Source organism: Paenibacillus sp. FSL W8-0426, from assembly GCF_037969725.1.
GTDB classification, from domain to species: domain Bacteria; phylum Bacillota; class Bacilli; order Paenibacillales; family Paenibacillaceae; genus Paenibacillus; species Paenibacillus hubeiensis.
The window spans coordinates 2,392,036-2,410,546 of the sequence record NZ_CP150203.1 but is presented as its reverse complement, the minus strand read 5'-3'; the positions used below and the strand labels follow the sequence as shown (position 1 = coordinate 2,410,546).

Below are 18,511 nucleotides of genomic sequence, written 5' to 3'. Positions count from 1 at the left end.
TACCCATCACCTTTCCTCTTCCTCTGCAGGCTGTTTAAGCCAGTCCAGCAGCATTTCGTGAAACTGTTCTCTCGTCGTTAAGGCTGCAACCAACCAATCATCCGAAGCGGCTGTACTCATGCGGAACAACCAATTGGAAACCGCGCTCGAAGTGAACGCCGCCGACTGTGACGTCCAGCCGTCATCGCCCCATACGAGCAGCCGCAGCTCCCCATCCGACTCCTTGTTGACAAGGCACCGTGCAAGCGCAAGCGATCCTTCGGGGTCATTGGTCTCCAGTGCGAGCTCGTCCGCCACCGTCTGCTCCTGTTTGTCATGCAGCCCATTCAAAACATCGTAAAACTTTTTTTTGGAACACATCAGCGCAGGTTTCTCCGCCGGAGAACGCCCGCTCCACTTCATTTTTTCGATCAGGCAATCCACCGCTTGGTGGACGTTCCCCAAATCACTGAGCCTGAACGAATCCGTTTCTCCTTCGCTCCGGGATACTTCAACAACGCGTTCATCCGTGCAATGAATGTAGCTTTCATGTGACTTGCCGTTGATTGAGTAACGTATCCAGCATGCCCTGTCGGAAAGACCAGCAATGGCTACCCGGGAAAAAACGGTCGGTGTCATGGTCAGCTCGTTGCTATCCTGATCTTGAATCAAATACCCTTTGTCCAGCAGGGAAGTTTTGACGTGTTCCCATTCCATCGCGATATCTTCGGCCATATAACCGCGGAATGGATCCTCCACGCCAAGCAGTCGGTCTGAACCGAGTATACCGGCCAGGAAAAAAAGCTCTTTCAATTGCAAAGTGACTACCTTTTGCTTGGAATCATGAACCGTCAACATTATGAGCCACCTCCCCTCAAACTACAACATGCCATCGGTCACGAATTTCAGAAATCCAATCGGTCATTTTCCAGCCCGAATGGCATGGGACTGCACCTTTGACCCTGGAATATTTACGTTTAATATAATAACCTTGACCCGGAGGTAGTACCTTCAGACCAGACGTGCTTCCTCCAGATTCGGAATACGGTATACGGAAGAACGAGAGATCGTTAGGGTCCAAGGTCCCGAACAGCAATCCGCTCTGGGAAGCTTTCACGTCGCTTACCCAGTCAGATCCGAACGTTGGGAAATCTGCTGGCACGCCGGATAAAATGACATGTATGCCCCGATCCCTTCCTTGGCGAACGATCGCTCCTAGTTGATCCTTCACGTTGAAATCGGTCAGCTGTTTGGACAATGTGTCCGCATCGTCGATGACCAGCACGATTTCCGGACCGCCGGAGATTTCTCCCCTCTTCAGCACTTCATCATATAGCTGCTGGATGACAGGAGCCAATTGCTCTTCTCGCGACACATGGCCACGAACATGGGGCAAAGCTCCGATTTCCGCCAATCCGCCTGAACCATAGCGCATATCGACCGTGTACATTTGCACATGCTCCGGTGAAGCATGATACGCCAGGGACAGCATCCAGGTCAACAAAAATGTCGTTTTGCCCCCTTCCATCGGGCTGGTCACCATGAAATGCGGGCCTTCCCTCAGATTAAGCGAGAACGGCTCCAGATCATCGGTATACAGCCCGACCGGCACGTTCACCGACGAAAGGCTTCTGCTTCCGTATGTTCCGGCACGCATAATCACATCCTTGAGATGCACTTCTTCCGGAAGGGGCGCGATCTGGGGCGCCTGTTCCCCGGACCAGCTGTCACGAATGTCAACGATCGCCCGGCGCAAGGACGCCGAACGCTTGCCCTCATCCTCGCCTGCAGACGGCAAGGCCGTCTGGAACGCGAGCGGCGGAACCTGCCCCTTCACAAGACCGCGTCCCGGCGGAAGCTGGCTCGGCGCTTTTGTCGGCCGTCCCACCGCATAATAATAATCGCTCGGATCGGATAATTCAAAAGTAACGGCATTGGGAATGTTGCTCCTGAATTTTTCGAAGATGTCCGTTACGCGGTTGGCTGTCAACACAAAGGTCATGCCCAAGCTGCCGCCTTCGCGGAGAATCGTTTCCAACAACTCGTTCTCTTCGGGATACGCATTCCGGAAAGAAAGATATCCGTCGATCACGACCACAATTTGCGGGACCGCTTCGCGGGCGACGCGGCGATAAGCCGAAATCGTTTTTACCCCGACCTCCGACATCATATCCTTACGCTGTGCAGACAGTTTCAGCACATAACGGAACAAACGTTTGATCCGGTCCTCCTCTTCGGCCATCATGACGGCGCCGATTTGGGGCAGCATCGCAAAATCCTTCATCATCCTGCCCATATCAATGATATAGCCATGCCAAGATGCCTCGTTCAATCTGCCCATGGCCATGAGCAGGGTTTGTACAAACGTCGTTTTTCCCAAACCCGGCATGCCGTACACGACAAGATGGCCTTGATCCATTGGAAGTTCAAGCGGCATCTGCCGCTGGTTGGGAAGATCGTCAAGCAAACCGACGACGGGCCTTAACAAACCGCTTTCCGATTCGTACGCGCGATCCTCGCTTTCCCCGGGTTGCTTGATGGCGAGACTCTCCCAGTCAAGCACCTCCGGCAGAGGAGGCAGCCACGGGCCCTGCAATCGCGCAATTCCGGCATCCGCAGCTGAACGTGCAACATAATCGATAAAGGCCTGCAGCTGTTTGGGGACATCCTCGCCCTTCAATACAGCTCTGCGTTCACCGGTAAGCAAAGGTTCCCGCTTCCCGTTCAACCGCACTTCCATGACAGGCAGCACGCTTGTTGAGTCTTCCTCGCGATGATATGGGGCGCCGCTCCAGGCAAATTGCATTTCTTCAAACACTTCGTCGCTGCCCACCTGGAAATAGCCGCGTCCCGGCTTCGTAATCCATGCCGCATTCGGGATCTTGATCATGTCCCGGCTGTCTCCCTCGCTCTGCACGCGCAAACAGATCCGGAACCTGGAATTGCTCCATATTTTGTCATCGACCACGCCGGCAGGCTTCTGCGTAGCCAGAATGAGGTGTACTCCCAACGTTCGGCCAATGGCCGCGATACTGATCAATTCGTCCATGAATTCGGGCTGATCCCGCTTCAATTGCGCAAATTCGTCAATAATGATGACCAGATGCGGCAAAGGCTGCTGCTGCCGCGATCTCGCTATTTTGTAATACTCGTCAATATGCTGCAGATTGCCGGCATCATTCAATATTTTCTGCCGCCTTACAAGCTCGGCCCGAAGCGAAACGTTCGCCCGCTCAATCAGGTTGCCGTCAAGGTTGGTGATCGTTCCGACCACATGCGGCAATCCCACGAACGTATTCGACATACCGCCGCCTTTGTAATCGATCAGCATGAAAGCCAGGTCATGCGGGTGAAATTCAGCCGCAAGGGAAGCCACGATGGATTGAATGACCTCGCTCTTTCCGGAACCGGTCGTGCCGGCGATCAGCCCATGGGGACCATGGCCTTGCCGTTCTATTTTGTCATGCAGGTTAAGCGCGATTTTTTTCCCGCCTGCGCGAACCCCCATCGGTACAGGCAAACTGTCCGGATATCTCATCTGATTCCAGCGGGACACCACATCCAGCTCTTCCACGCGGGAAATACCCATCATGTCAAAGAGCGGAAGAATTTGCGGGATATCCGAGGCGGAAGAACGTTTGAGCCGGATCGGGGACATGTACCGGGCCAAGGCCTCCGCAGCTTCCCGGGAAATGAAATCAGGCTTGTACTCCTGTTTGATGACGTCCGCGTCTTCCGTTTTTTTGATGTACAGTCCTTTGTCCCTGGCAGCTTCCATGATCAGCTGGCAGTGCATCGGAAGCGATTCCTTGCGGCTCGCCAAAATGATCGTGCACACATCGATCTCGTGAGCGGACTCCAGCAAAAGCGGCAGCAGCGGCTCCTCTTCAATCAACTGCGTATCGGACAGGATCACGACGTAGCAGGGCGTTTGCACGCTTTTTTTGTACTTGTCCTGCTTGTTGTTCTTGCGCCGGTTCAATACGGAAAACAAGCTGTCCGCCAATTGATGCGCACCGCTGTGCCTGTCGGCCATATACCTTTGCTCCTGATCCTCGTCCCAAATGTGCGGCAACCAGCGAAGCCATTCCCATTCCCGGGATTCCTTCTCTTCATAAAACGCAGCCATTTTCAGCTCGTCGGGCGAATGCCGAACGGCAAGCTGGGCAACGATGACGCGCAGCGAGGAAAGCACTTCTTCACGGCTCCCCACCAGTCCCATCACCTTGGATTGGAACAGGGGCAAGGTGATGGAAGCATCCGCTACGGTCTGAAATTCGGCAGCCAGCTGATGGGCCGCTTCAATGAGCTCGTCTTTATCATATCCGTCCACGCGCGGTACCTGGAGCTTGATCCGGAAAGGCACTTCTCCGGAACCGATGCGCACCTGCATGAAATCTTCGTCTTCCGGCGACCGCTCCCATAGAGAGCTGTTGCGGTTTTTGACGATTTGCATGCAGACGTTCGGATCCCCATGCACCTCGTATAAGCTTCGGACCTGTTCGGCTTGGGCCGCCTTCAGCTCTTCGCGATGTTTGTCCAGCTGCGACAGGTACATCGCTTTACGCTCCTGAATCTTTTTGGCGTAGGTCTTTTTGTTGCTCAAATACACGAAAAAAGGAATGGTATATGATGTCAGCATCATCATGACCGTCATCATCTGGAACATCATGTAGCTGCTGTTGCTCATTTTGCCTGTCATATTGATGTATACATAAAAACCGATGCTGACCGTCGTCATCATGATGGGTATTATAATGGAAATCAACGAAAACGTCGGTTTGCTCGGCTCCGCCGGTGGCCTGAGAATTTCAAGCTGTTCTTCCTTAAGAACCGGCGTCATCCTTGGGGAACGCTGATATAACACATTCACGAAGAATGGACCTCCTTTCGTTCGCGCATTCCTGAAATGTATACGTTCCGGGCTTTCATTTGTTGCTTTCCTGTTGGAACAATGGACGCCTTCCATACACAGGCGCCTCTTCGGTCGTTGTCGAGAAAGCCCGTTGGACGCGCACGCAGCTCCCTTGACGCAGGCCTGTCTCGATCAACTGCTGCGCATTGTGCGGCGTGAACCATAACCCTTCGGGAAATTTGGCTTCGAGGATGTACTGTACGCCATCTCCGGGGGCCTGTCCATATATGCGGACACCAAGCAGCGTTTTTAGATGTTCGATCGTACATTCATCCGGCACGTCGACATCAAACCATTCGCTTTCCGCACGTCCGGAATATACGGTTAGAATCATCGTAATCCCTCCGATGGTCTCATATGTAAAATGTCCTAATGTCAAAATAGATCAAAAAAAAGCGGCAAATCAGCATTGCAATCCTATTTTCTTACATAAAATCCGTATTGGCAATGTACACCCTATGTTTTTGTTACGTATGACCCATCCCAGCATTAAAATATCGTCCATTGGTCTCAGAACTATTGTGGCACGCCACGCGTTTAGGTTTGCAGGGATGCGAAAAATTGAAAACCACTGCGATGGAATAGGGATGAATTTCCCGGTTTCGGGTCGGCCGGGATTGCTTTGCCCACAATCGAATTGTGAACACTTTTCAAACATTAAGCGCCTTTATGTTTTCATAAGCTGATTTTAAGGTAATTTTAAGCATTGGAATTTACTATTACCAATATGAAATAACTCTTGTGAGGTGATTTCTAGTGAGAACACTAATTACATTTCAAAACAAATCCATCCCTGTATACTTTAATCAAGAAAACAAACAACCTGTGCAGAAAACATTAAGACTGCTTAGCAATGCCCTTGAGCATAAAATCAGCAACGGTAAACGAGCTTTGCAAAAATGCCTGCAATCCTTGATCAGCATCGAAATCGTCGGTTGCGAAGCCATTCTGCACAGCCGCAGCGAAAATGATTCACTGGCCCTGTCATTGTACTAACAGACTCAAAAGCCCCTAAACTTGATGATACGCCGCGGTTCGGACGACCGTCCTCAACCGCAGCCCAAAAAAGGAAGGCATCCTTAAAGGACGCGCTTCCTTTTTTGTTCATATCGATCCCTGACGCCCCAAACCCCTTACCATAGTCTGCCTTCATGCTTCTTAACGCCGTCTCCCGATTTCGTATACGTTCTCTTGCCCCTCCGCTGCTTCGGCCCTGTGGATGCGAATGAGAAACAGGCGGACCAGATTGTCGCGCGTGTTTGCTTCCCGACAGTTGCTCAGCTTTCTCAGAATAAAGCGGTCGATGGACATCGATTCAAGCCCCTTTACCATGGATTAACGGATGAATGGCCGTGTAAGATAAATAACCGGATTGATTTCGAACCAAACCGGTTCGAATTCCTTTTTTTTCCTGAATCTATCATCCAACGCCATTCGACTTTAATCGATTCGAGGCTCGCCATCATCAGCCATTTTCATGCTCTTCCCAAACGGTTCCAAACGGTTCCATCCAAACGCCACTTCCACCAGTTCTCGTCCGGCAATGGTGATCGGCTGCTTGCGTACAGGCCTCCCGCCCATCTTTTCATAGAAACGGCAAGCCGGATTTTGCTCCAACGCCCAGATGATCATGCTCCCCATGCCGAGCTGCTGCAATTCCCGAACCATCGACGTCGCAAGCTGCCTTCCGATTCCTACTTGCTGCATGGCCTTTAATATGTAGAGCGCATAGAGCTCTCCTTCGTAAGGCAGGCTTCCTTCGCGCTCCTTTCCTCCTGAAGCAAAGCCGACAATCGTCCCGTCTTCCTGTTCCGCAACAAGCACAATCCGTTCCTCGCCTTGCTCGCAGAGCGCCTGCTCCCATTGAGGCAATCTCGATTCGATCGTCAGACGGTCCAGAAATGCATCAGGCACGATCCCCCGATACGTCGTCTTCCAGCTCTCGGTATGTACATGGGCGATCTGGCGTTCGTCACCTGCACAAGCTCGTCGAATAAGCATGGTTCCACTCCTCCTTTTCCGTTATTACTGCTATAGTCGGTTCGTGGATGATCCTATGAGTGCGCATGCTTTGCTGCATATCCGGCCCTAAGGCCGGATCGTTACCGCTGTGCCTACGCCAACTTTGGAAGAAAGATCCAGCACATCGCTATTATACATGCGAATGCAGCCATGCGACACCGATTTGCCAATGGACGAAGGATCGTTTGTGCCATGAATGCCATAATGCGGAGCCGACAGGCCCATCCAAAGAACGCCGAAAGGACCTCCGGGATTTTCCTGTTTGTTGATGATCGTGAATTCCCCCGTTGGCGTTTCCGTCAACATTTTGCCTATAGCTACCGGATACCCCTTCACGACTTGATCCCCGTCCAGCAGATATAACATATGATCCGAAAGGTCCACGATAATACGATAATCAGGCATGCTGAAACACCTCCCGGCTCTATCTTATGCCGGTGCACCGGTACTGGCGCCAATTTGACCCTAATCCTCCCGGATCAATCCCAGTCATTCGCACGCAGGGCATGCTTGGGTTTGCGAGAAGAGGACGATTTGCCGGAGGCTCTTCGTTTGGCTGCCGTTTCCTCTTTGCGCTGCTGGTACATTAACTCTCTCTGCATTTTCAGATAATTATCCAGTCTTTTGCTATCCAGGACTCCTGACTGAACAGCCTCCTTCACGGCGCACCCCGTCTCGCGGGTATGGCTGCAGTCCTGGAACCGGCAGCCGGCAGCCAACTGCTCGATCTCGCTGAAAGCCTGCGACAACCCGCTCTCTCCTTCATCCCATAAATGGAGCTCACGCATTCCGGGCGTATCGATCAATACGGCCCCCTGCTGAAGCACAAACATCTCGCGATGGGTCGTCGTGTGCCGCCCGCGGCTATCCGCTTCCCGCACTTGTTGGGTGAGCTGCACTTCCTTGCCCATGATCCAGTTCACCATGGTCGATTTTCCACTTCCCGAAGATCCCGTCAGAGCGACCGTTTTCCCAGGCTGAAGCAGCCGATCCAGCTGCTCCTTGCCCTGGTCCGTCACTGCCGACAATGCAATGACTTCAATGCCGGGCGCAATGCTCTCCACTTTCGCAACCTGTTCATGCACGTTGTCGCACAGATCGCTTTTGCTTAGAATGATGACCGGGTTTACCCCGCCATTCCAAGCCATAATCAGGTAACGTTCAAGCCTCCGCAGATTGAAATCATGGTTCAAGGCAGCCACGATGAGCAGATGATCGACGTTCGCCGCGATCAATTGCTCCTTGGTCACCGGACCGGCAGCCTGCCGGGATACCCGGCTCCGACGCGGAAGGATGCCATGAATGACCGCTTCCTCGCCAGGCTCGCCCGTAATCGCAACCCAATCTCCCACTGCCGGCAATTCGCCGCTCTCCGCGCTTTCATGACGCATTCGCCCCGATACTTTGCCCCAGCATTCCCCCGATTCTGTCAGCAGTCGCTGCAGCTGTCCATGGTCTGCGATCACTCTTGCGGGCACTCTTGGCGGTACTCCGATGCCGGAACTCTTCCACGCTTCCTCCCACGACGTTGACCATCCATACTTATCCAATACTTTATTCAAAATCAAATTCCTCCCAAATGTTCATGCGATGATTTTCATTTCAATGAAACAGCCGACCGGACACGTCTCCGGCACGAAAACAAGAAAAAGCCACGGGCACAATGAACCCGTGGCTGTAAAACTTGCCGACAGAAGATGCACTTGAAGAGAGCAGAAACTTCACCATTCATACCATGGAAAAGAGAACTTGCTGCTTCCGTGCAAACTCCGATGACGACAAAAAAAGCCACAGGCCGTCTCCCGTAGCTTCTCGCTGCATATGGTTTGCCTAAGCAAACAACGACTGGGACTTACTTAGCCCATACGTATAAACGATATGCCTTGATCCGTTCCGGAGACGATATTCATGTTCCCATATGCGTATACTGCAATTAGAGCTGTCATATAACATCGCCTCCCTTGTAGATTTATCCAACATGTTACACATCCATCGCCGTCATTGTCAAGCGATTTTTAGCGCACCTCGTCCCAACGTGTCCACATTTCTTTCGGATTCAGCTCGTATACGCCGTCCTCCCGGTACATGAACTGATGCATGATGAACTCCCGACGGATGGTCGCGAAATCATCGTGATATTGTTTGATGAACTCATTGATCTCCTTCTCCGAGTACTTTCGCCCGAATTCAAGCTGCTCCGCCATATGTTCGAGCACGATCAGCTTTTTTTTGTACTGCGCCGGAATTTGCCGCAGCCGCCCGTCCTTGGCATAAAAATTCCGCATGACCGAAGCTTTCAGCGTTTCATTGACGTCACTCATATCCCCTGCAGCCTCCTTTTTGAAAATAAAATCAACCGATGCTTGCGCATGTTCCTTGATAAAATAAGGATTCAACGTAAAATACACCGTATTTTTTTCCCTGCGCTCCTTAATTAGTGCCGCTTCCCTCAATTTCGAGGCATGGTGCGTCACCGTGGGCTGGGACAGGTTTAGCCTTTCGGCAAGCGCCTGCCCATTCATTTCTCCTTGGGACAAAAGCAGCAACATGCGGAGCCGGGTTGGATCGGCCAATGCCTTGTGGTAAGCTACGATCTTCTCAAGCTGCATCCAATCTCCCCCTTTTGCATTTTCTTCAAATTAGATAAACATCTAATTTTATGTTAGTCTTTATTTTAAGCCATGTCAATCGATAAACGTATGCCGCCGAGCCCTTTTTTCTGCGTAAAAACCTTGCGCAAACTGGCATTGTTCCTACTTTTGCGGTAGGATAATAGTGCTTGACATGAAGGAGGATATAGAATATGGAAGACGTCATCATTATCGGCGGAGGCCCCTGTGGCCTGTCTGCCGCCATTGAATGCGAGCGGCTCGGATTGTCGACCGTCATTGTAGAGAAGCACAATATCGTACATTCCATCTATTTGTACCCGACGCACATGCAGTTTTTCAGTACGGCGGAACTGCTGGAAATCGGAAACGTTCCGTTCAGCTCGCCCAACGACAAACCGTTCCGCTACGAAGCGCTCGCTTACTATCGCAAGGTTGCCGCACATTATGGGCTGCGGGTCCACAACTATGAAGAAGCTCGGGAAATCAAACGCAAGGAAGACGGAACCTTTGAGGTACATACGGTGAACCGACGGGGTCAAGTGACCATCCATGAAGGACGCAACGTCGTCGTGGCTACCGGTTATTTCGACCATCCCAATTATCTGGGCATTCCCGGAGAGGACAAAGAAAAAGTCACTCATTATTTCCGCGAAGCGCATCCGTACACGCGTACACGCGTCGCCATTATCGGTGGCAGCAACTCGGCCGTCGATGCGGCGATGGAGCTGATTCGTGTAGGGGCGCAAATCGATATGGTCTATCGCGGAACCGGCTTGTCCGAGCATATCAAACCATGGGTGCGCCCGCTGTTTGAAAGCATGGTGAACAAAGGCCTCATCACGCTGCATCTTGAGTCCCGCGTCTCCGAAATTTTGGACGACGCCGTGACGCTGCTTCATGCCGACGGCTCCACCAGCCGACTCGACAACGACTTCGTGCTGGCCATGACCGGCTTCCGCCCGGACCGCCAGCTGCTGACCTCGATTGGCGTGCAAATGTCGGAGGACATGGATAAACCGGTCTATGATCCGCAAACGATGGAGAGCAGCGTGCCTGGCATCTATGTCGGAGGCGTAATTGCATCCGGACGCAATGCCAATGAAGTCTTCATCGAATCGGGACGTTGGCATGGCAAGTATATTGCCGAACATATCATTCGTCAAAACCGCAGGCAGCCCGAAGGGAAATGAAAGCCATGGACATGACTTCCCTCCTGCTGCTCGCCTTCGCCGCGCTTGGGATTATTAGCAGCAACGCTCCTGTCACGGTGGCGATGGTGTTTCTGCTGCTTCTGCGCGTGCTTAACGTGCATCAGGCTTTTCCCTGGCTTGAAAAGTACGGACTGACCGTGGGCATCATTGTATTGACCATCGGAGTCATGGCACCGCTCGCCAGCGGCAAGATCAGCATGCAGACCATCGGCGCTTCCTTCCTGCACTGGAAGTCCTTGCTGGCCATCGGCGTAGGGATCCTTGTGGCCTATCTGGGCGGACGCGGAGCCACGCTGATGGGGGCCCAACCAACGGTCGTTGCGGGATTGCTGATCGGTACCGTTTTGGGTGTAGCCTTTTTCAAGGGCGTGCCGGTAGGACCGCTCATCGCCGCTGGGCTTCTTTCGCTCCTTCTCGGCAAATCATAAGCGAAAATAGGCGCTTGCCCCCTGTAGTCTGGCTGTAATTTCCATCGTTGTATGATATACTTCTATTCATGCATCGCATGGTCGACTGCTTGGAGCATATTCCTTGTTCGACATCGCTGTCATTGCAACTACTAACCCGGCCGCAGGAGGATTCAAGAACCCATGTCACGTCAGTTTGTTACGGAAGCCGTGATGGTGGCGATTTACGGTCAATTGCTCGCGCCACCCGCGCCTGTTGAATATATCGTTCCATATACCGCCGTCCTGGAATTGTATGAGTTTCAAACCAGCTCCGATCCGCTCATGGACAATACGGCAGACGATCTGCACGTCAAAGCCAAGGTCAATGAGTTGATCAGTTACTTCGAAGAACCGCTCAACAAGAAAAAAATAGAGCGTGCCCTGCTTGTCCCTTGGGGAAAAAGCCCTTCGATCCTGTTCGGGGATCAAGTATCGATCTCCATCGTCAATGCGGTGGACACCGCCCAGTATGGCGAATACTTCGATCCGATCGAAACGGAGCTGCTGCTCACCTCCCAGCGTCTGAACACCCCGATTCTCACGGATCAGGTTGATTTCATCGCCCGGATCATCGAGTCTTCCGCTCCGGTGCAAGTGTTCGATATCGACGATTTTGATTTTGCCATGGACGATGAACCTCTTGATCTGGTGTAGAACACCAATTCGAGGACACACCTTCCGAAGATAACGCAGGAGGAACAGGCATTGAAATGTCTTCCTTTCTCCGTATCGGTGTGCTGCGTCATTAAGCACCAAAAAAAGTCCTTCCGGCCTGGAAGGACTTTTTTTGGTGCAGCGAGCTGCCGTTCCTGTATCTTAGTCGTCTGATAGCTCAAGCAGCCGTCTGCTGATTTCATTCAGAGGCGGCAATGCATTCGAAGCAAAAAAATTCATGCCCACTGCACTATCCAGCCTCGAACGTACATGTTCATCCTGAACGATGAATGCCCTGAACACGGCAATGACGAAATAATCTTCGTCTCCGCTCGAATGCAGCTGCCGAAATTCCGGACCCGAGTATAATCCTTGAAGGCTCATGCCGTTGGCCGTCCATCCTGTCTCCTCCCACAGTTCGCGGGAAGCTGCATCCTCGACGGTTTCCCCTGGACGCATTTTTCCGACCGGAATCCCCCAGGGTCCTTGCTCGGCATGCTGGATCAATAACAGTTCTCCCTGTTCGTTCTCTGCCCGAATCGCTGCTTTTACAACGATGCGGGAACGATTTGCAATGTACTGGGCCAAGTCACGGACTGGCGGATTCACCTTCTATCCCCTCCTGTTCAAGACAGTCATGAGAAGAACATCAAACGTCTCAAACTTCGGAGTAACGGTATGCGATATCCTGGCCTTCTTCGACCACATCGACATGAAGCTCATGCCCCTTCAGATACCAGTAGTCATGTTCCTCCATGTAAAACCGGATTCCCGAAACTTCGGTCTGTTCGGCCGGGTGTTTCGGTTCCTCGACGGCGATGCCCAAAGAAAATCCCGGGTGCAAACCGCCCCCCGAACTGTAACGCGCAAAAAAACGAATGCTGTCCCCTTCATTCAAACTCAGTTCTTCCTTGTACCATTTTGCGGCACGATCAGATACATGTATGGCACTCATTCGGTGTCAGCTCCTTATCTCTATATATATTCCATCATATCGCTAGAATGTGTTCAACACAAACCCGATGCACGCCGAATAGGCAAATAAAGTTGTGAAAATCATTTGACAGATGGCAAAAGGCGATGGTAAGATGCAAACATACGAGTTCAACATTGAATTTATTTCCAAATGAAAGGGTGATCACGGTGTTTATACTGCATACATTGGATGGACTGCACACACAATTGAATACCGGAGCATCCCCGAAATTGTTGTTATTTCGTACCTATGATTGCGTGACAGAAGGTCATTAATTTCTGACTGCTGTTCTGTCTTTTCATATTGTAATCGGTGTACGGCGGTGGCTCTGCTCTCGGAGTCATGCTGCCGTATGGAAGATATCCCAAACATACCGCCTGCGTGCGGTGTGTTTTTTTTTGGATATGTTTCGGTCAACATGAACAGAAAAACGCATGTACACACCATGAAAGGAAGGGATTATACTTTGTTTTCTGTACTGAAAAACCTGGGCTGGTTCTTCCGGCTCGAGCGCAAACGCTACCTGATCGGCGTGATCCTGCTCATCCTGGTCGGCGTCATCGAGCTGCTGCCCCCTCGTCTACTTGGCAATGCCATTGATGAGATTGTACGCGGTTCAATCACCAGCGCATCGCTGGCCCGTTACATTTTGCTCATTATCGGTACGATCGTTTTGATTTATCTGGTTACGTACATATGGATGCATAAGCTGTTTGGCGGCGCCAACCTGGTTGAGCGCTTGCTGCGTTCGCGATTTATGGACCATTTGCTGCGGATGACACCGCCCTTTTTCGAGAAAAACCGAACCGGCGATCTGATGGCCCGGGCCACCAACGATTTACGATCCATCGCCACGACGGCCGGCTTTGGCATGCTGACCTTGACGGATTCCACGTTTTTTCTGGCAACCGTGCTCTTTGCGATGGGGTTTCTCGTCAGCTGGAAGCTGACGCTGGCGGCCATCCTGCCGCTGCCGTTCATCGCGCTGGCCATGATGATTTACGGCAAAGCCGTTCATCAACGCTACACGCTTGCGCAGGACGCCTTCGGGGACATGAACGATCAAGTGCTTGAATCGATTGCGGGCATCCGCGTTGTCCGGGCCTACGTTCAGGAACGGCTGGACCAAAAACGGTTTGCCGACGTCACCGAAGACGTGTATCAGAAAAACCTGTCCGTCGCACGGATGGATGCCTTGTTCGAACCAACAATCCGATTGTTCGTCGGACTCAGCTACGTCATTGCGCTGGCATACGGCATCTATCTTGTGTTCCACAATGAAATTACGCTTGGCGATCTCGTATCGTTCAATATGTACCTCGGGATGATGATCTGGCCGATGTTTGCTATCGGCGAACTGATCAATCTGATGCAGCGGGGCAGCGCTTCTCTCGACCGGGTCAACGAAACGCTGCATGTCGAACCTGACGTGCAGGACATTGAGCGTCCTGTTCACATTGAGGTTCCGGATGAGATCGTCATGAACGATGTGACGTTCCGTTATCCTACTTCGACGGTAGACAATCTGAGCCACATTCATTTCACGTTGAAGCGCGGCCAGACGCTTGGCGTTGTCGGGCGCACGGGCAGCGGCAAATCCACACTGCTCAAACAGCTGCTTCACGAATATCCTGCCGGCGACGGACAATTGACCATTTCCGGCCAACCGATCCAGCATATCGCCAAGGATCAGCTGCACAGCTGGATCGGCTACGTTCCGCAGGAACAAATCCTGTTCTCCAAATCGGTGCGTCAAAACATCCAGTTCGGCAAGCCTGGAGCAAATGACGAGGAGATCATGGAGGCCATTCGCACGGCTGCCTTCGACGGCGATCTCGGAACGCTGTCCGACGGTCTGGACACCCTTGTGGGCGAAAAAGGCATTGCTTTGTCCGGCGGACAGAAGCAGCGGGTATCGCTGGCCCGTGCTTTTATCGCCGATCCGGACATCCTGATTCTGGACGATGCTTTGTCTGCGGTTGACGCCCGCACGGAAGCTAAAATTATCGAGAACATTCGCAGCAAACGTTCGGGCAAAACGACGCTGATTTCAACCCATCGCCTGTCGGCCATCGAACATGCCGACCGGATCATCGTGCTCGAACACGGAAAAATTACGGAAGAAGGTACCCATCAAGAGTTGTTGGCCATGAACGGCTGGTATCGCGAACAATATGAACGGCAACAGGTGGAATCCAATCTGTCCACGTAGGAGGTAACAACTTGAAATCCAATACAGGCAAAAGGCTGTTCCAATATGCCCTAAAGGCCAAAGGCACGTTTATTGCCGCTCTGATTATGCTTACCATTGGCGTAGCGGCCGAGCTGGCAGGTCCTTTCATCGCCAAATCGATGATCGACAATCATTTGCTCGCGGTCGAGCAGCCATTCTATGAAACGGCTGCCTCCTCGGAGGCAGCGGCCTACAACGGCAAATATTATAAACGAGAAGGCAAGTTTGAACCGGGCGAAGCCAAAGGTGCGGAAGTTCGCGTGCTTCAAGCCGGAACGAGCTTTTACTTTGTCAACGAAGCCGTAAGCACGCCGGATGGCGATCGCACCTACGCGGACGGCGTGCTGACGATTGCACGGGGAGGCGAAGTGGTTGGGCAGTACGCAGCAGCGCCGTTATCTGCGGGTGAACTGTATGCCTTTTATAAACCGGAAATGCCCGGCATCTATGAACTGATCGTGTATTATCTGATTTTCCTCGTCATCTCCATTATTATGGAATTCGGCAAAACCTATTGGTTGCAATCTTCGGCCAACAAAGTCATTCAACGCCTGCGAAACGACGTATATGCGCATATTCAGCGCCTGCCGGTTCATTTCTTCGATAACCTGCCGGCAGGCAAGGTCGTCTCCAGAGTCACCAATGATACCGAAGCCGTGAAAGACTTGTTCGTGGCGGTATTGTCCAACTTCTTCTCGGGCATCATCACGATTGCAGGGGTGTATGTCGCCCTGTTCCTGCTTGACTTCCGTCTAGGTTTGATCTCGCTGTTCGTGGTGCCGATGCTGATTGCCTGGATTGTCCTTTACCGGAAGTTCGCCACCCGTTACAATACGATCATTCGTTCCAGGCTGAGCGAGATTAATGCCATCATCAACGAATCGATCCAAGGCATGTCCATCATTCGCGTATTCCGTCATCAAAAGCAAACCCGGCAAGAATTCGAAGATTTGAACGATGACTATATGAAACACCAGAACAAAATGCTGAACCTGAATGCCTTCACCTCGCACAATCTGGTCAATGTGATCCGGAACCTCGCTTTTGCGGTAGTGCTCTGGTACTTCGGCTCGAGCGTAGTGGGAGGCGGAACGAGCATCGTATCGCTCGGCGTGCTGTATGCGTTCGTTGACGTGCTCGGCCGCCTGTTCCAACCGATTATCGGCATGGTCAACCAATTGGCCAACCTGGATTCGTCCCTCGTGTCCGCAGGCCGTGTGTTCGAGCTGATGGATGAACAGGGGGAAGAGGTCACCGATGGCTCCATGCCAAGGTACAAAGGCAATGTCGTCTTTGACGACGTATCGTTTGCCTACAAAAAAGATTATGTGCTGAACAACATCTCGTTTGAGGCTTCGCAAGGTCAGACGGTAGCGCTTGTCGGCCATACCGGTTCGGGCAAAAGCTCGATCATCAACCTGCTGTTCCGTTTCTATGACCCACAAAAAGGCAGGATCACGATTGATGGGCAAAACGTGAAAGACCTGCCCAAACAGTGGATCCGCCAACATATGGGCATCGTGCTGCAGGACCCATATCTGTTCACGGGAACGATCGCTTCCAACGTCAGTCTCGGCGATGAGCGCATCAGCCGCAAGAAAATCGAGCAGGCGCTGCGCGACGTCGGAGCGGAACGTATTCTGGCACATCTGCCGCAAGGATTCGACGAACCCGTCATCGAAAAAGGAAGCACCCTATCCGCTGGACAGCGCCAGCTCATTTCTTTCGCCCGGGCGCTTGCCTTCGATCCAGCCATTCTTATTCTGGATGAGGCGACCGCCAACATCGACACCGAGACGGAGGCGCTGATCCAGAGCGCGCTGGAGGTGCTTAAAAAAGGACGGACGACGTTCATTATCGCCCACCGTCTCTCCACGATTCGTTCAGCGGATCAGATCCTCGTCCTGCATCGCGGCCGGATCGTTGAACAAGGCGCGCATGATGAGTTGATGGAACTGAAAGGACGTTATTACCAGATGTATCAGCTGCAGCAAGGGGCGTCAGCCGCTCCTTCCGGGGACACCGAGCATCTCGGAAATCTGGCACAGGCCGTACCGGCTTCTGCTTCGTTCGCGGGTGGCAAGGCTTAATCTGCTTGAAATCCAACGAATGACCCGAAACAAAAAGACAAACCGCGTGATCCTTAACGAGGACCCGGGTTTGTCTTTTTGTGTTGAATTCAACGTATCTAACGGGAGGGGGACATCCATCCTTTCACCGTGTACCCCATGGTTAACACCGTTTCCCTTGCCAGAAAAGGCAGTTTGGTTCTCCACGTCTCATAAGCCGACGTACGCGTTGGCGAAGCGGCAGCATCCATTCCAAGCTGATGGGCCAACTTCATGGACCTCCTCATATGCAAGGGATCGCTAACGATGGTATACGTTTGAAATCCCGCTGATTCTCCGACAGCAAGCGCGTAGATCAAATTTTCTTCCGTGACGGCGGACTCGGTTTCGATTTGAATTCGTGCAGGGTCTACCCCTTGCGCCAAAGCATAATCACGCCCCACCTCGGCTTCGGTGGGCAACCCTGGACCGGCGGAGCCGCCCGTAAAAACAAGATTACCGACCGTACCCTGCTTGTACAGCATGATCGCATGCTCAATCCGGGCACGAAATACGGGCGAAGGCTGATCGCCTGCAACGGCAGCGCCGAGGATGATGGCTGCATCGCTATGTCTTGCAGACTCCTCATCGGCGTAATCGACGATGCCCGCTGCCGTCACTGCCGTCCACAGGAATCCGGCCATGATCACGATGGCAAGGATGAGCGCAAATCGGCGGCGTTTGTGGTTTTTCTTATGGCTAAACCTGAGTTCATCGGTAGTCATGCTTCACTGCTCTTCCTTTTCTTGCGAATAATCACAATCACTGCAGCTTTCGGCATGCATGCGCTCAAGCCGCTGCAGTGCCGCCGCAGTCTCGGCGTTCAATCCCAGTTGGGCCAGCCAGGCTCCCGTATATTGCTGAAGGGTATGCTCGAGCTCCTGGGCGCGGTCCTTGAACTCTTCCAACTCTTTGATCATGCGTCCCCGGCCCTCCGGGCTGAACGTCTCGTGAATGCGTTCTTTGAAATAATGATGGACGATGCTGTTGCGTTGTTTCCATATGGCGTTAAGCTGCCGGGCCTCATCCTCCGAAAAATGAAAATGATGGCGTACTTCATGGATCAGTTGTCCCAGCGAGCTGCTCATTTTCCGTTCATACAGGTCTTCCAGTTCTTCGTCGGACATCCCCTTGCCCTGAGACATCTTGGTCAGCAAGATCAGATTGACCAACTGTTGTTCCAACGCCTGCCCGTAGTATACGGCCAGTCCATAATAAGCGAACAACTCTCTGGAATGTTCCCCGTCCAGCATGGTGCCTTGCGGAATGTCCGTGTGCGGCATGAATGGCCCCTTTCCTATCCCTGGATACGGTCTGCAGGAATCGATGATTCCTATATCGTAACCAAACCG

18 protein-coding genes are annotated in these 18,511 nt (G+C 52.3%); 6 read left to right on the top strand and 12 right to left on the bottom strand.

All coding sequences use genetic code 11. The annotated features are described in order from the left end of the window. Positions 1-6 precede the first annotated feature (6 nt). From MKY59_RS11075 to MKY59_RS11065, 3 genes are read right to left on the bottom strand one after another with little or no spacing between them, the layout of a single operon-like run. Positions 7-837: a hypothetical protein gene (locus tag MKY59_RS11075; RefSeq protein WP_339277542.1), complete on the bottom strand. Its 831-nt coding sequence runs from the start codon at positions 835-837 to the stop codon at positions 7-9. Between the two features lie 16 nt (positions 838-853). Beyond that, a complete protein-coding gene (gene essC, locus MKY59_RS11070; protein ID WP_236417211.1) occupies positions 854-4,852 on the bottom strand; it encodes a type VII secretion protein EssC in 3,999 nt (1,332 codons plus the stop codon). A gap of 55 nt (positions 4,853-4,907) precedes the next feature. Continuing rightward, a complete protein-coding gene (locus tag MKY59_RS11065; protein ID WP_236417209.1) occupies positions 4,908-5,228 on the bottom strand; it encodes a hypothetical protein in 321 nt (106 codons plus the stop codon). A gap of 422 nt (positions 5,229-5,650) precedes the next feature. Here MKY59_RS11065 and MKY59_RS11060 point away from each other — a divergent pair, with 422 nt between their 5' ends. Continuing rightward, positions 5,651-5,890, top strand: a complete 240-nt coding sequence (locus MKY59_RS11060) for a hypothetical protein (protein WP_236417207.1) — start codon at positions 5,651-5,653, stop codon at positions 5,888-5,890. Positions 5,891-6,052: 162 nt separating this feature from the next. Here MKY59_RS11060 and MKY59_RS11055 read toward each other — a convergent pair whose 3' ends face one another. The 5 genes from MKY59_RS11055 to MKY59_RS11035 form a co-directional block, all read right to left on the bottom strand. Next, complete coding sequence (locus MKY59_RS11055; RefSeq protein WP_236417205.1) at positions 6,053-6,205, bottom strand: hypothetical protein; 153 nt, start codon at positions 6,203-6,205, stop codon at positions 6,053-6,055. Positions 6,206-6,334: 129 nt separating this feature from the next. Beyond that, positions 6,335-6,895, bottom strand: coding sequence for a GNAT family N-acetyltransferase (locus MKY59_RS11050; protein WP_339277540.1), 561 nt, complete (start codon positions 6,893-6,895; stop codon positions 6,335-6,337). An 87-nt stretch (positions 6,896-6,982) separates the two neighbouring features. Further along, positions 6,983-7,321, bottom strand: coding sequence for a L,D-transpeptidase (locus MKY59_RS11045; RefSeq protein ID WP_339277539.1), 339 nt, complete (start codon positions 7,319-7,321; stop codon positions 6,983-6,985). A 74-nt stretch (positions 7,322-7,395) separates the two neighbouring features. Then, positions 7,396-8,478: a ribosome small subunit-dependent GTPase A gene (rsgA, locus tag MKY59_RS11040; RefSeq protein ID WP_236417202.1), complete on the bottom strand. Its 1,083-nt coding sequence runs from the start codon at positions 8,476-8,478 to the stop codon at positions 7,396-7,398. Positions 8,479-8,931: 453 nt separating this feature from the next. Beyond that, positions 8,932-9,525 (bottom strand): metalloregulator ArsR/SmtB family transcription factor, encoded by a 594-nt coding sequence (locus tag MKY59_RS11035; RefSeq protein WP_236417201.1) that lies wholly within the window; start codon positions 9,523-9,525, stop codon positions 8,932-8,934. A 194-nt stretch (positions 9,526-9,719) separates the two neighbouring features. On the opposite strand from MKY59_RS11035, the gene MKY59_RS11030 reads away from it, so the two are divergent. From MKY59_RS11030 to MKY59_RS11020, 3 genes are all read left to right on the top strand, one after another. Continuing rightward, positions 9,720-10,718, top strand: a complete 999-nt coding sequence (locus MKY59_RS11030; protein WP_236417200.1) for a YpdA family putative bacillithiol disulfide reductase — start codon at positions 9,720-9,722, stop codon at positions 10,716-10,718. A 5-nt stretch (positions 10,719-10,723) separates the two neighbouring features. Further along, positions 10,724-11,167 carry a DUF441 domain-containing protein gene (locus tag MKY59_RS11025; protein WP_236417199.1) on the top strand — a complete coding sequence of 148 codons (444 nt, stop codon included), beginning with the start codon at positions 10,724-10,726 and terminating at the stop codon, positions 11,165-11,167. 162 nt (positions 11,168-11,329) lie between these two features. Continuing rightward, on the top strand, positions 11,330-11,842 hold the full coding sequence (locus MKY59_RS11020; protein ID WP_236417198.1) for an ADP-heptose synthase: 513 nt from the start codon (positions 11,330-11,332) through the stop codon (positions 11,840-11,842). A gap of 162 nt (positions 11,843-12,004) precedes the next feature. Here MKY59_RS11020 and MKY59_RS11015 read toward each other — a convergent pair whose 3' ends face one another. Both MKY59_RS11015 and MKY59_RS11010 read right to left on the bottom strand, forming a co-directional pair. Beyond that, entirely contained in the window at positions 12,005-12,451 is a 447-nt protein-coding gene (locus MKY59_RS11015; RefSeq protein ID WP_236417197.1) for an NUDIX domain-containing protein, read from the bottom strand. A gap of 49 nt (positions 12,452-12,500) precedes the next feature. Beyond that, positions 12,501-12,797 carry a HesB/YadR/YfhF family protein gene (locus MKY59_RS11010; protein ID WP_236417196.1) on the bottom strand — a complete coding sequence of 99 codons (297 nt, stop codon included), beginning with the start codon at positions 12,795-12,797 and terminating at the stop codon, positions 12,501-12,503. A 487-nt stretch (positions 12,798-13,284) separates the two neighbouring features. Between MKY59_RS11010 and MKY59_RS11005 the strand changes: the two genes are divergently transcribed. Beyond that, a complete protein-coding gene (locus MKY59_RS11005; RefSeq protein ID WP_339277537.1) occupies positions 13,285-15,030 on the top strand; it encodes an ABC transporter transmembrane domain-containing protein in 1,746 nt (581 codons plus the stop codon). 11 nt (positions 15,031-15,041) lie between these two features. Beyond that, positions 15,042-17,141, top strand: coding sequence for an ABC transporter ATP-binding protein (locus MKY59_RS11000; protein WP_339277535.1), 2,100 nt, complete (start codon positions 15,042-15,044; stop codon positions 17,139-17,141). Between the two features lie 98 nt (positions 17,142-17,239). On the opposite strand, the gene MKY59_RS10995 is transcribed toward MKY59_RS11000, so the two are convergent. Both MKY59_RS10995 and MKY59_RS10990 read right to left on the bottom strand, forming a co-directional pair. Next, positions 17,240-17,884 (bottom strand): YdcF family protein, encoded by a 645-nt coding sequence (locus MKY59_RS10995; protein WP_339277533.1) that lies wholly within the window; start codon positions 17,882-17,884, stop codon positions 17,240-17,242. 3 nt (positions 17,885-17,887) lie between these two features. Then, positions 17,888-18,442: a hypothetical protein gene (locus MKY59_RS10990; RefSeq protein WP_339277531.1), complete on the bottom strand. Its 555-nt coding sequence runs from the start codon at positions 18,440-18,442 to the stop codon at positions 17,888-17,890. Positions 18,443-18,511: the final 69 nt, after the last annotated feature.